This window comes from Sulfuricurvum sp. (genome assembly GCF_019163035.1).
Classification (GTDB): Bacteria; Campylobacterota; Campylobacteria; order Campylobacterales; family Sulfurimonadaceae; genus Sulfuricurvum.
Genome location: NZ_JAFLKV010000028.1, coordinates 1 through 12,628, shown reverse-complemented (window position 1 = coordinate 12,628; position 12,628 = coordinate 1). Strand labels below are relative to the sequence as shown.

Sequence of the window (12,628 nt, the reverse complement as noted above, 5' to 3'; positions counted from 1 at the left end):
TTCGAGATCATCTTCTATCATTAATATTTTACTCATAGCGGCATTGTAACAAAGAGTAGTTAATGATTCCCTAACTAAACCACAACACTGCATGATACGCGACAAACGCGAGTGAGTAGGCAACAATCGTCGTAAATACGAACAGGTAGCCGAAATATTTGATCCCTCCCGCCTCACGAGTAAAGACAACAGATGCTGCCAAACACGGCAAATAGGTCATGATAACGATGATAAATGCCACTGCAGACGCAAACGGAATCTGAGAGCTAATCGTAGCTATAAGAGAATGATCCTCTTCCGTTGCATCGCTTCCCAACGAGTATAAAACTCCCATCGTCGAGACAACGACCTCTTTGGCGGCAAGTCCTGTTTGAAGAGCAACTGCCATCTTCCAATCAAATCCGAGCGGCGCGAATGCTGGCTCGATCGCATGCCCGATTTGCCCCAAGAAACTCTGTTCCAACTGCGCCTCGGCGAGCTGATTCTCAAGTACTTTTTTTGCATCTTCCGATACCGCTGATTCGATTCTTGTGCCAAAAACAGCATCAAGCGAACCGTCTTTTGGGTAACTGCTGAGAAACCATACGAGCAACGAGGCGGCGGCGATAAACGTCCCCGCTTTTTTCAGATACATCATCGTTTTGGTCACGACGGTGTGCCAGATCAGTTTTACCGAGGGGAGACGGTATTTTGGCATCTCCATAACAAATGGCTCATCCGCCCCTTTAAATGCAGTCATTTTGAGTACTTTTGCCACTACAAGACCGATCATCGCCCCGAGGATATAAATCCCGAACAACACATTCCCTGCCATCTCAGGACCGAAAAATGCCCCCGTAAAGAGGACATAAACTGGAAGCCTCGCCCCGCAGCTCATAAATCCTATGACAAAAAGAGTGAGGAGACGATCACGGTCATTTTTAAGAATACGTGCCGACATATAGGCGGGGATAGAGCACCCGAATCCCGATACGAGTGGGATAAATGACTGCCCGTGTAATCCGAATTTATGGAAAAAACCGTCTAGCAAAAATGCTACTCTCGACATATATCCCGTCGATTCGAGCAAAGCGATCCCCACAAATAATATGACGATATTAGGGACAAAGAGTACCACAGCCCCTACTCCTGCAATAACCCCATCAACGATAAGAGAGCGTATCTCATCATTTCCTATCGTTGAACCGACCTGTTCACCAAACCATCCGAAAAATGCATCGATCCAGTCCATCGGAATAGAGCCAATCTCAAACGTGAGCTGAAACAGCCCCCACATAAAGAAAAGAAAAATAGGGATACCAAAGATCGGATGGATCAAAACCTTATCAATTTTTTCGGTCGTTGTTTTTTTCAACGGAGTTTTGGGCTTCACCTTCACTGCTTCGGCTATTATTCCCCGATTGTAGGAAAAGTACTCTTCGGCAAGCGCCTCTTTCATATCATCGGTATCATGATGAAGCAATACGTGACGATCTGCTTCAATCAGCATCGGTTGCAATTCAATCCAAATCGGATTATCGTGCAACACCCGATAAGTTTTTTTCTCTTTTTGAAGCAAGTTGATTGCAATATTTCTATTACTAATTGATGCTTTAAACTTATGTCGGTTCAAATAATCAGTGATAATATTAATCTCTTCTTCAACCGCTTCGCTAAAAACCAACTTTTGTTCCTGATAGGGTGCTTCAAAAACTTTAATAACCGACTTCATCAGCTCTTCAAGCCCGGTTTTAGCTGCTGCTGACACACGAATACATGGAATACCCAATAACACAGAAAGATACGGAGCATTGATTTCAATCCCCTCTTTATCCGCTTCATCCGACATATTCAAAGCAATCACAATTTTTTTGCTCATCGTCATCAATTCGGCACTCAGTTGAAGATTTTTTTCCATATTAGTCGAATCTAGTACATTGATAATGAGATCATAACTCTCATTACACAAATAATCGTGTGTCACTCTCTCTTCGATGGAATAGTCGGTAAACGCATACGTCCCCGGCAAATCAACGACACTGAACTCATATCCGTCATGTTCAAAAGTAACGACCGTTTTTTCAACCGTTACCCCCGTAAAATTTCCGACATGGAGCCGCGCATTGCCGATAGAGTTGATCAGCATACTTTTGCCGACATTTGGCTGCCCCACGAGGGCAACGGTAATTTTTTTAGCGGACATTTGACACCTCGATGAGTTCAGCCTCTTCACGACGCAACGCAATATTAACGTTGCCTATTTTAATTTCATATGTACTTTTGGTTAGACCGCATTCGAGCATAGTTATTTCCGTACCTTTCATCAGCCCAAACGATATAAGCCGCTGTTTGAGAGCGCCAGTTGCATTAATTTTAACCACAGTAGCAATTCCCCCCTTGGAACAAGCGCTAAGAAGCGTCATGGTATTCATTATTATCCTTAGAAGGTATAGTTCAAACGAACCAATAGGCGATCATACCCGCCATCATCAGGGGTACCTGAATTATCAAAGATGTTTTTGTTTTTATCATCCACCATCGCATAGCTCACTTCAGTGCTAAGTGCTTCATTGATTTCATACACGGCGATAAAATCGGTCTCTTTCACTTTCATATCCATCGGGGTACTTTTGAAACTACCATAAAGGGCACTGAGTTTTAACCCTTCGATTCCCGCATCCGCTAAATCGAGTTCGGCACTCAACTGATACGCGCTTGCATCTTCCATACTATCAATCGTCATCTCTTCCATAGAGGTGAAGTATGGTCCTCCGCCGAAACCGTTAACAATACTTTTCCCATCATCATTGGAGGCTTTATTACACGCCGCACCGAGAGTCAATGCACCCACATTCAATGCCGCACTTACGCCGTAAACATTACCGTCTATCGCACTGGCTTGTTTTTCAGAGAAGTTAGCCGCTTGAGCACTGAGTTCTAACCCCATGGTTTCGCTCAGTGAAAGTGTATAAACAGCATCAGTATAGAAAGCATTCGATACATTATCGATACCATAATACCACCCTTGCACTGCTAGGTTTTCAATACTCTCATTGAGTATACCAAAAACTGCCGCACCTTTGCTATCCGCACCATCGAGTCTTTTAAATTCGGAAATATCATTACCTGAATCGTATCCCGCGAAGCGTTTTACGTAACCCGCTACAAGTTTTGTTTTATCGAACCCGCTATAAGTTGCTATTGCCGCTTCAAAGGTGTTAGGGTGCATACGAATATCATCGGTATCAGCTAATGGAGTATCGATGAGCTGACGACCGACACGGAGGCTGAAGTCGTTTGCGCTGTAATCGACATACGCTTCACCTACATAGGCGTATGACTTTGCGTTGTTAGCGAATAGATCATTATTCGCTTTTCCCTGATCAACATCTCCGGTAGCAAAACCGAGTTTTTGACTGATATAAGCTGATACACCTATTTTTAGGTCATTCCATGTGTCCGTCTCATATTTGAGTTGACCGCCGAGTGAGGTTCCGTAGGTATCGGTATCTACCGCGTTGTCTTGACTCACGTAAGCAGTACGAAGTTGTCCGCTCACTTTTCCCGCTTTAAAAGCCTCATCAAAACTTGCTCCCTGTAGTGCAGCAACTGCTACTAAACTTATCATAACTGTTTTTTTCATTTTTGTCCCTTATTATATTTTGATTACTTAAGTACAGAATGATAATAGTTATCGACTTACAGCAACCTTAATAATGATAACCTTTTTCAATTAGTCTATCTTTTCATCCTTTGGATATAATTCCATTCAAATAATACCTTATTAGGACTTTTATGCAATTTTTATGGCGTTCAACCAGTCACTTCAATCTCGCTAACTTGGTAACAATGGCAAATATCACCTGCGGATTGTTAGCTACCTATTTTATTACTCAAGACAAATTTATGATCGCCGTTATCCTAGCATGGATGGGTGGAGCATTTGATATTATTGATGGAAAAATTGCACGTAAATTTGGACTCTCCAACGAATTCGGGATTCAGCTCGACTCGTTTGCCGACTTTCTCAGCTTCGTTCTCGTTCCGACCTTCTTTATATTTCAAGGAGTTTATACTCATCTTATAGGAATACCTCTTATCATCACATCGATCGCTTCGATCTACTACGTCATCAGCGGTCTACGCCGTCTAATCCAGTTTAACATCAATGCCGATGTGGGAGAAGTAGCCAAACACTTTACAGGTGTTCCAACACCGCTTGGTGCAATTCTTTTATGGCTAGTATGGTTAGGATCAGGATTTATCGGATGGATGGGGGTTCTCGCCCTTATGATCATTATTGGAGCATTGCTCAACTCAAAAGTGAAGATTCCACACCTATAAAAGTGTTTAATCCTCATCTATTTCCGTAAGAGACGACGGAAGCATCTTCTTTGGCTTCAATCCCAGTTTCCGCATCGACTCGACACGACGAATCAAATTCCCTTTTCCGGTGCTGAGCTTGTTCATCGCCCCCTCATAACTTTTTTGGGTACGTCCGATCTGCTCACCGATTTTTTCCATATCTTCCACAAATGCTACCAGTTTTTCATAGAGTGCTTCGGCGGATTCTGCTATCGCTTTGGCATTACGTTCTTGATACTCGCTTCTCCAAATGTGCTCGATGGTGCGAAGGGTTACAAGAAGTGTTGATGGAGAGACAACGACAATATTTTGCTCATATGCCGTTTTGAAAAAGGTATTATCCTGTTCCAATGCGAGCAAAAATGCCCCCTCTATCGGCATAAAAAGGAGAACAAAATCGAGTGTCCGTACACCGCTAAGCTGTTCATACCGTTTGCCGCTGAGTCCTTTAATATGGGCATGGATTGAGAAAAGGTGCTGTTTGAGAGCATGGGCACGCTCTTCATCATTTTCGGCACGGATAAACGCATCGTAAGCGACGAGTGAAACTTTTGAGTCGATGATAATATCTTTATTTTGTGGGAGATGAACGATGACGTCAGGTCGGAACTTCTTCCCCTCTTCGTCACTGAACGTGCTTTGGGTATCATATTCATGCCCCTCACGCAATCCCGACTCTTCGAGGATTCGTTCCAACACGATTTCTCCCCAATTACCTTGTGTTTTATTCTCTCCCTTAAGCGCTTGGGTAAGGTTGATCGCATCTTGGCTGAGCCGTTCGTTGAGGGTTTTGAGGCGAAGAATTTCGTCTTTGATACTTTGACGCTCTTTTGCATCGTGTATAAACTGTTCTTTGCTTTGGGTAGCAAATTGGGTAATCTGTTCACGAAACGGTTTGAGCAACAGATCCAGCCCTTTGGTATGAGCTTCGTCGAAGGTTTTAGCTTTTTGTTCAAAAATCTGGGTAGCTAGATGTTCGAACTGAGCTTTCATTTGTATTTTTGCTTCATCAAGGAGGCGAAGTTTTTCTTCGAAAGAACGCGATGATTCTTCGTGCCTTGTGTGGAGCACCGCATAATCACGTTCCAGTGAATGATACTCTTTTTGAACAGTATCGAGTTGTATTTGAAGTTTGGATTTGAAGGTTTGCTCCTGAGCATAGAGCTCTTGGAGCTGTAGTGCTCGCGCTTCGAGGAGCGCGTAGTGTTGGCGGGATTGATTCCACATCCATCCGAGTGTTCCGGCGGCTATCAGGCCTATAAGGGTTGTTATTTCGTATATCATAAAAGAGATTATAGCCCATCACTCCTAAGAGGTAAAAAAGATGTCATTTTGTAAGATACGGTATGAAAATATCATCCAATACCCTCTGCCCCTGTCACAGTAACGAAAAGTACAAAAAATGTTGTCAACCGTATCATAAAGGTATTTTTCCGTCCAATGCTCAAAAACTGATGCGCTCACGCTACAGCGCATTTGCTATGGGAATGGCCGATTATATTATGACAACAACCCATCCAAATAATCCCGATTACACAGAAGATAAAGAGAATTGGAGAAAAAGGATTTTGGATTTCTCTCAAAATACTCAGTTTATCGGATTAAAAATCGATGAATTTATTGATGGAGACGTAGAAGCCTTTGTCACGTTTGCAGCGAGGCTTAATAGCGGCATTTTACGAGAGAAAAGCCGCTTTTTAAAAGAAGAGAGAAAATGGCTTTATGAAAACGGTGAGTTTCCTACCACTACACTTTAAATTGTTCTAGCCCGTGATTCAACTCAGCACTAACACGATTAACTTGCTCAAATGCAATCAGTGTTTCATCCATACTCTTAGCGTTATTCTCAGCAATATTTTTAATAAGTCCTATTTGGTCGAGTATTCCGTTAACTCCAATATCGACCTGTACAGAAACGGCATATGAATTTTCCGTTGTTCGAACTGCATTTTCTATCACCCTAGCTGCTTCAATGATTTTTCCTTCCACTTCATCCGCCGTATGAGTAAGCTCTAACGCATGCTCAGAATTTTCATTAATCTCTTGTGCACTGTCATTGATCGCTTGAATCAATACATTAATCGTTGCATGGATTTCAGCCAAACTTTTTTGAGTTCTTTCAGCAAGTTTTCGTACCTCATCAGCAACAACGGCGAATCCCCGTCCGTGTTCTCCGGCACGTGCCGCTTCGATAGCAGCATTTAACGCAAGCAGATTGGTTTGATCGGCGATATCACTGATAACTGTTAAAATCTCTTTTACTTGATCAGCACTCCCGCTAAGTTGATTAAGTTTAGAAGCCAGTTCCATCTCCCGTTCACTACTCGCTTGTATGCCTGAAGTGAGTATTAGAACTTTCTCTTTTGCTTCGGAGAGCATCATATTCGCACCCAAAATCTCCCCTTTGCTATTTTCAAGCTGAGCGAGTGAATTTTGGATAGTGGTACGGATATTTTCACCTGTATTAGCCGTATCGATAACAATTTTTGCTTCACGTTCGGATTCCTTGGCAATCCCTTCAAAAGTACGGCTCAGTTCTTCAGAAACAGCCGCATTTTCCATACTCGATCTTTTCCCTTTTTCTACCAAATTATGGATTTTAACGATAAATTGATCGATGGCTGCAGAGACACTCGGTATCTCCCCATGACCTTGTATTGCGATCCGCTTGGTGAGATCTCCTTCACCCTGAGCCAAATCCTCGGCAACCGCTTGTAAATGTTGTAGAGTATTGCGGATATTTTGAATCAAAACGAGCCCGAGAACAAGCCCCCCGACAGAGATTAAAATACCCGCTGTTAAAATAGCAATTTGTGCGCTGTCGGCTTCAGATTCAGCTTCTTGTTTCGCCTCAGCTACCTCTAGGTTTACCGAATCAGAAATCGCTTTAAGGGTTCCATCCATCTGATCACCATTTTCATCGATTCGATCATCCAGTTCATCAAAAATACTTTGAGCAGCACCCGTTTCAATCGCTTTGGTCAAATCATTTTTGATTGAATCTTCAAGCCCTTGGATAAAACCGGAGATTTTTTCTGCATTTTTTTTCTCTTCTTCCGTATCAGCAAGTTCAATCAAAGATTGCTGCATCTTTGTCATTGCAGCAAATCCTTCCTCCAACGATTTAGTCCGTTCCAAAGCAACACCATCACCTTTATCGACAATCATATCCATTGCCGTCAGGACAATTTCCGTTTGTACCTGACGAAAGTCTTTAATAATACTGATTTGATCGTACCGCTCTGATTGAGAATTAAATACATCAATAAGATTTTGTACTACGACTTTGGCACTTATGGCCATCACCAATAATGCGATCACAAATCCCGCAATCATTGCCATCACTTTTTGACGGATGCTGTATGTACTCTTCATGTATTTTCCTTATCTTTGGTGCGAATCGATACTGAGAAATGATATCACATAACTATCTCGATTTTCTTAACTGAGTGGATTACCGTTAATAACCAATCTAAATCCAATATCGTTAGAAATCAAATCCGGACGTGAATACCCCCGAAATGCACTGCGCAAACAAAGATATCCCGTTTTATAACTCCCTCCGCGACGTACTTTAAACGACTCTCCCTCAGCTCCGCCGATACGAGGGCTCCCATCACTCGGTGCGCCGTTATAGTTGGCGAAAAAGTCATCCTCACACCACTCCCAAACATTTCCGAGCAAATCATGAATCCCCAATCGATTCGGTAGTCTATTTCCTACTGCCGCCGTTTTAGCATTCGCACTGTACTCATAAACCGCATGTTCATTGAGTTGTGATTCAGAATCTCCGAAGGTAAAGCGGGTATTTCCCCCCGCTTTTGCGACATATTCCCATTGCGCTTCGGTAGGGAGGGCATAAAAGCGTGTTTTCCCCTCATAACGGTTGATCAGTTCTACATATGCTTTCGCATCAAACCAACTCACCTGCTCGACCGGATGGCGGCGTGAGCTCTCCTCTTCTACTTTATCATTTTTGAAAAAGGAAGGGTTGACACGGGTCAGTTTGAAATACTGTTCTTGAGTTACCGGATACTTCGTGATCCAAAATCCACCCAGTTTAACAGGATGGGAAGGAGATTCAACATCACCCCCCTCATTGTATTGCGGATTACGCCCCATCATAAACTCCCCGCCGTCAATGTAGAGAAACTCCATACCAATCGAATTCGTAAAATCTCGTGGTGTCTCTACGACTTGATTCGCTGAAGTATCTTCGGTTTTCTTTTTAAAAAAATCGAGCAAAATGAACCTTTTAAATATGTTTATTTATTTTACTAAAATCGATGTAGCAAAAATCGTTCACAACTTATCTTTATCCGTTACGATTGATATTTTTTTACTCTTTAAATTGGTCCAAGTGTGTATTCAAATTTTGAGTCATACTATTTAAATGATCTGCAGCAGAAGCAATTTCTTCAACACTTCGTGCATTTGATCCGCTAAGCTTATTAATTTGTTGAATTTCTTTATTGATGGCGGTAATCATCTCAGCGGTATGAGTAATAACGACAACACTCTCTTCTGTAGTCTTGGTAGCACTCATCATAGTGGATGAAGCTCTTTCAATCTCTTCTTCCACTTCATTTGATATTTTTGCCAAGTCACGCATATTTTTTGAACTTACGTTCATTTCTTCACTCGTCTCAATAATTGCTTGAACGATAATATTGATCGTTGATTGAATCTCAACTAAACTTTTTTGAGTTCGCTCGGCCAGCTTTCGTACTTCATCCGCAACAACAGCAAATCCGCGCCCATGTTCACCCGCACGAGCCGCTTCGATTGCTGCATTAAGTGCAAGTAAATTCGTCTGCTCAGCAATATCTGAAATAATATCAAGCACATCTTTGACCTGCTTCGTATCATGACTTAACTGTTGAATACGCCCTGCCATCTCATTTTCAGTTTGCGAATTTCTCTCAACCTGCGTCGTCAGCGCTACTATTTTCGAAGCTGTTTGATTAAGAGCAATCCCTGCCGCGATAATCTCTACTTTATTTTGATCTGCTTTATCGATGATATGTCGTGTGTCTTGATTAATCTTTTCGATTTCATTAGCAACTTGTGTGATGACTTCAACCGTTTCTTCAACGGTTTTACCAACTTGCATCGATGATGTCGAAAGTTCATGCGCCACCGATGCATTTTCATTCGATGTTTTTTTGGCTTGTGTAACGAATTTGGTCAGTTTGAGTCGAAGATCTTCTAATTGTGTTCCAATAAGTGTTAACTCATTATCCCCTTTCATCTTGACCGACTGACTTAAATTCAGACCAGCAATTTGACTGATTTGTGAAATAAGAGGCTGTACTCCATCAAGAACCAGTGCAATAAGACCAAATCCAACCATCACGACCGCCATCACGACAATGGAAATAATTAAATTTGAATATTTTGCTGCTTTTGCATTATTCGCAAGCTCTACAGACCCCTCTTCGACTTTCTTGATATATGTATCATTCCATCCGTTCAAACGCGTTGTCAACTCTTCCGCATAAGGGTCAACTTTGCCCATCCATGTATTACCGGCTTCAGGCCCGCCTGCAATATATGCCTCTGCCATTTTTTTCCCGATAGTATAATACTCATCCAAATCATGCTTGAATTTTTCTAATTCTTCTTTTTTCGACGCATTATCTTTTTCAGCCGTAATCATTTGATCCAGAAGTGCATTGGATTCTTTATAATATTTTTCCGCCTCATCAAATCCGTCGTCATACCCTTTTGCCCCTCGAGTTGCCGAAATATCCGTTAACCATTGCTGAATCTGAATTACATTGATTTTCAGATTAATATACCCCATGGCCTGCGGTATAGTCTCTTTATTTTGAACCTCAAGTTTTATTTCCATGTGAGCCGTTGACGTATACATACTTACAGCACTAATAAGAAGAAAAAAAGCAATAATTCCAATGATTATTTTCAACATTGTTCTAATATAAATTTGATGCAACCAGCCCATATATTTTCTCCACCTTTTCTTTATTCGTATTCATTATATTTAATACTCCTTTACAATTCCTAAATTATTTAAAAAAATTAATTCGAAAGGCGTTCTTGACAACCCGCTTCGCTATAGTTTATAATGTCAGAACAAAACAATGACCTGTCAATGACATCTCACCTAAAACTCGCCGATTAAATCCACACACTTTAAGGCATTCCACGCATGAGCGATACCGCAAAAACTCCTCGAAACAACTCGAAAAACCGTACCCATATTCCGGTTGATGGCTTTACTATTGAAGCCCTACGTACTAAAAAACTCGAAGATCTCCTTGAGATTGCCGCTTCACTAAACATCGAAGACCCCAATGAGCTCAAACGTCAAGATTTGATTTTTGAAATCCTCAAGACCCAAGTACAGCAAGGGGGATTCATCCTCTTTACGGGAATTTTGGAGATTATGCAAGATGGCTACGGCTTTCTACGTGCAGTCGATCAGTCTTTTAGTGACTCGATGCACGATGCGTATGTATCGAGCACTCAGATTCGCCGTTTCGCTCTCCGTAACGGAGATATCGTTACGGGTCAGGTTCGCGCACCGAAAGATCAAGAGCGCTACTATGCCCTCCTCAAAGTCGAAGCGATCAACTACCTACCACCCGAAGAGTCTAAAAAACGTCCTCTCTTTGAAAACCTCACACCGCTATATGCGTTAGAGCAAATCAAACTCGAATACCAACCGACCCGACTTACCGGACGGATGATGGACTTGTTCTCCCCTATCGGAAAAGGGCAACGCGGTCTTATCGTCGCTCCTCCACGTTCAGGTAAAACAGAACTCATGAAAGAGATCGCTCACGGTATCACAAATAACCATCCTGAAATCGAGCTCATGGTTCTCCTCGTCGACGAACGCCCCGAAGAGGTTACCGATATGGAACGCTCCGTCAAAGGGGAAGTCTACAGTTCAACCTTCGATGAACCGGCAAAAAATCACGTCAAAGTTGCCGAAATGGTAATCGAACGGGCAAAACGACGCGTTGAGCTCGGTAAAGATGTCGTGATCCTCCTCGACTCGATCACCCGACTTGCGCGTGCCTACAACACCGTTACCCCGAGTTCAGGAAAAGTTCTCTCAGGGGGAGTCGATGCCAACGCATTGCACAAACCGAAACGATTTTTCGGTGCGGCGCGTAACATCGAAAACGGCGGAAGTCTCACGATCATCGCAACTGCCCTTGTCGATACGGGAAGCCGTATGGATGAAGTTATTTTCGAAGAGTTCAAAGGGACCGGTAACTCCGAGATTGTCCTCAGCCGTAAAATCTCTGATCGCCGTATCTTCCCTGCTATCGACATCCTCAAATCGGGAACCCGAAAAGAGGAACTCCTCCTCGGACCGGATGTATTGCAAAAAGTATTTGTCCTTCGCTCTATGTTGCATAAACAAGAAGACGAAGTCGAAGCACTCCGCTTCCTCTACAATACCATGCTCAAAAGTAAATCGAATATCGAGTTCCTTGATAGCATGAACGAGTCAAGCAAATAAGATGAGAGTCGGCGTCTTTGATAGCGGTGTCGGGGGCTTAAGCGTCGTCAAATCGCTGTTGGAGCACAAACTCTTCGAAGAGATTATCTACTTCGGCGATACCGCGCGTGTCCCTTACGGGGTCAAAGATCAAAACACCATCATCCGCTACTCCCTCGAAGCCCTCGAATTTTTCAAAAACTTTGAAATCGATCTCCTCATTACCGCCTGTAATACCGTTAGTGCTTACGCCCTCGATGAGATGAGAGAACAAAGCGACTGCGACGTTATCGGTGTGGTCGATCCGGGGGTGTTAGCCCTTAAAAATGCGATCCCCGATACCGATGCCAATATCCTCATCTTGGGAACCAAAGCAACCGTTAAATCAGGGGCGTATGAAAAAGGGCTCCACGAACTGGGATACCAAAACCTGAGCGCTATCGCAACCTCTCTGCTCGTCCCTATCGTCGAAGAGGGGTTGTATGAGGGGGAAGTACTTCAAAGTGCCCTCCATCACTATTTCGCTTCCTTAGAAAAAACACCCGATGCGATTATCCTCGGATGTACCCATTTTCCGTTAGTCGCTCGTGCAATCGATACCTATTTCGAAGGAAAAAGCTCCCTCATCCACTCCGGTGAAGCGATTGTCGAGTATCTGGAGAGCCACTACGATTTTACACAACGTTTTGAGGAGACCAGCCTCAAATTTTTCGCCTCCGAAAATCCCGAAGGGCTTCGCCGCGTTGCCAAAGAGTGGCTGTCACTGTAATCTAAAATTTATCGTAACCACGGTAAACTCAACTTATA

The 12,628-nt window shown here is 42.8% G+C and carries 11 protein-coding genes; 4 read left to right on the top strand and 7 right to left on the bottom strand.

Annotation, left to right across the window (positions count from 1 at the left end; translation table 11 throughout):
- Window positions 1-70: 70 nt before the first annotated feature.
- Genes feoB through JZU62_RS02575 form a run of 3 tightly spaced genes read right to left on the bottom strand, consistent with a single transcriptional unit; the run spans window position 71 to window position 3,622 of the window.
- Window positions 71-2,182, bottom strand: coding sequence for a ferrous iron transport protein B (feoB, locus tag JZU62_RS02585; protein ID WP_295011608.1), 2,112 nt, complete (start codon window positions 2,180-2,182; stop codon window positions 71-73).
- Window positions 2,172-2,411 carry a FeoA family protein gene (locus JZU62_RS02580; protein ID WP_295011605.1) on the bottom strand — a complete coding sequence of 80 codons (240 nt, stop codon included), beginning with the start codon at window positions 2,409-2,411 and terminating at the stop codon, window positions 2,172-2,174. The genes feoB and JZU62_RS02580 overlap by 11 nt, the downstream gene beginning before the upstream one ends.
- An 8-nt stretch (window positions 2,412-2,419) precedes the next feature.
- Window positions 2,420-3,622 (bottom strand): OprD family outer membrane porin, encoded by a 1,203-nt coding sequence (locus tag JZU62_RS02575; protein WP_295011603.1) that lies wholly within the window; start codon window positions 3,620-3,622, stop codon window positions 2,420-2,422.
- 152 nt (window positions 3,623-3,774) lie between these two features.
- Here JZU62_RS02575 and JZU62_RS02570 point away from each other — a divergent pair, with 152 nt between their 5' ends.
- Window positions 3,775-4,323 carry a CDP-alcohol phosphatidyltransferase family protein gene (locus JZU62_RS02570; RefSeq protein ID WP_295011601.1) on the top strand — a complete coding sequence of 183 codons (549 nt, stop codon included), beginning with the start codon at window positions 3,775-3,777 and terminating at the stop codon, window positions 4,321-4,323.
- Window positions 4,324-4,329: 6 nt separating this feature from the next.
- Here JZU62_RS02570 and rmuC read toward each other — a convergent pair whose 3' ends face one another.
- A complete protein-coding gene (rmuC, locus tag JZU62_RS02565; RefSeq protein ID WP_295011599.1) occupies window positions 4,330-5,628 on the bottom strand; it encodes a DNA recombination protein RmuC in 1,299 nt (432 codons plus the stop codon).
- A 62-nt stretch (window positions 5,629-5,690) separates the two neighbouring features.
- Here rmuC and JZU62_RS02560 point away from each other — a divergent pair, with 62 nt between their 5' ends.
- Window positions 5,691-6,101 carry a YchJ family metal-binding protein gene (locus JZU62_RS02560; RefSeq protein ID WP_295011597.1) on the top strand — a complete coding sequence of 137 codons (411 nt, stop codon included), beginning with the start codon at window positions 5,691-5,693 and terminating at the stop codon, window positions 6,099-6,101.
- Here the strand turns inward: JZU62_RS02560 and JZU62_RS02555 are convergent.
- The 3 genes from JZU62_RS02555 to JZU62_RS02545 form a co-directional block, all read right to left on the bottom strand.
- Window positions 6,091-7,719 (bottom strand): methyl-accepting chemotaxis protein, encoded by a 1,629-nt coding sequence (locus tag JZU62_RS02555; RefSeq protein WP_295011595.1) that lies wholly within the window; start codon window positions 7,717-7,719, stop codon window positions 6,091-6,093. The two genes, JZU62_RS02560 and JZU62_RS02555, sit on opposite strands and share 11 nt — an antisense overlap.
- Window positions 7,720-7,785: 66 nt before the next feature.
- Window positions 7,786-8,589, bottom strand: coding sequence for a formylglycine-generating enzyme family protein (locus JZU62_RS02550; protein ID WP_295011593.1), 804 nt, complete (start codon window positions 8,587-8,589; stop codon window positions 7,786-7,788).
- 94 nt (window positions 8,590-8,683) lie between these two features.
- A complete protein-coding gene (locus tag JZU62_RS02545) occupies window positions 8,684-10,309 on the bottom strand; it encodes a methyl-accepting chemotaxis protein (protein WP_295011591.1) in 1,626 nt (541 codons plus the stop codon).
- A gap of 207 nt (window positions 10,310-10,516) precedes the next feature.
- Here JZU62_RS02545 and rho point away from each other — a divergent pair, with 207 nt between their 5' ends.
- Together rho and murI are read left to right on the top strand one after the other, a co-directional pair.
- Window positions 10,517-11,842, top strand: a complete 1,326-nt coding sequence (gene rho / locus JZU62_RS02540; protein ID WP_295011589.1) for a transcription termination factor Rho — start codon at window positions 10,517-10,519, stop codon at window positions 11,840-11,842.
- 1 nt (window position 11,843) lies between these two features.
- The gene (gene murI, locus JZU62_RS02535) at window positions 11,844-12,590 is read left to right on the top strand and encodes a glutamate racemase (RefSeq protein ID WP_295011587.1); all 747 of its coding nucleotides are present in this window, start codon (window positions 11,844-11,846) and stop codon (window positions 12,588-12,590) included.
- Window positions 12,591-12,628 lie beyond the last annotated feature (38 nt).

Excerpts from the sequence above, each read along its gene's own strand:
- feoB (WP_295011608.1), bottom strand. The coding sequence starts at position 2,182 with ATGTCCGCTAAAAAAATTACCGTTGCCCTCGTGGGGCAGCCAAATGTC.
- JZU62_RS02580 (WP_295011605.1), bottom strand. The coding sequence starts at position 2,411 with ATGAATACCATGACGCTTCTTAGCGCTTGTTCCAAGGGGGGAATTGCT.
- JZU62_RS02575 (WP_295011603.1), bottom strand. The coding sequence starts at position 3,622 with ATGAAAAAAACAGTTATGATAAGTTTAGTAGCAGTTGCTGCACTACAG.
- JZU62_RS02570 (WP_295011601.1), top strand. The coding sequence starts at position 3,775 with ATGCAATTTTTATGGCGTTCAACCAGTCACTTCAATCTCGCTAACTTG.
- rmuC (WP_295011599.1), bottom strand. The coding sequence starts at position 5,628 with ATGATATACGAAATAACAACCCTTATAGGCCTGATAGCCGCCGGAACA.
- JZU62_RS02560 (WP_295011597.1), top strand. The coding sequence starts at position 5,691 with ATGAAAATATCATCCAATACCCTCTGCCCCTGTCACAGTAACGAAAAG.
- JZU62_RS02555 (WP_295011595.1), bottom strand. The coding sequence starts at position 7,719 with ATGAAGAGTACATACAGCATCCGTCAAAAAGTGATGGCAATGATTGCG.
- JZU62_RS02545 (WP_295011591.1), bottom strand. The coding sequence starts at position 10,309 with ATGGGCTGGTTGCATCAAATTTATATTAGAACAATGTTGAAAATAATC.
- rho (WP_295011589.1), top strand. The coding sequence starts at position 10,517 with ATGAGCGATACCGCAAAAACTCCTCGAAACAACTCGAAAAACCGTACC.
- murI (WP_295011587.1), top strand. The coding sequence starts at position 11,844 with ATGAGAGTCGGCGTCTTTGATAGCGGTGTCGGGGGCTTAAGCGTCGTC.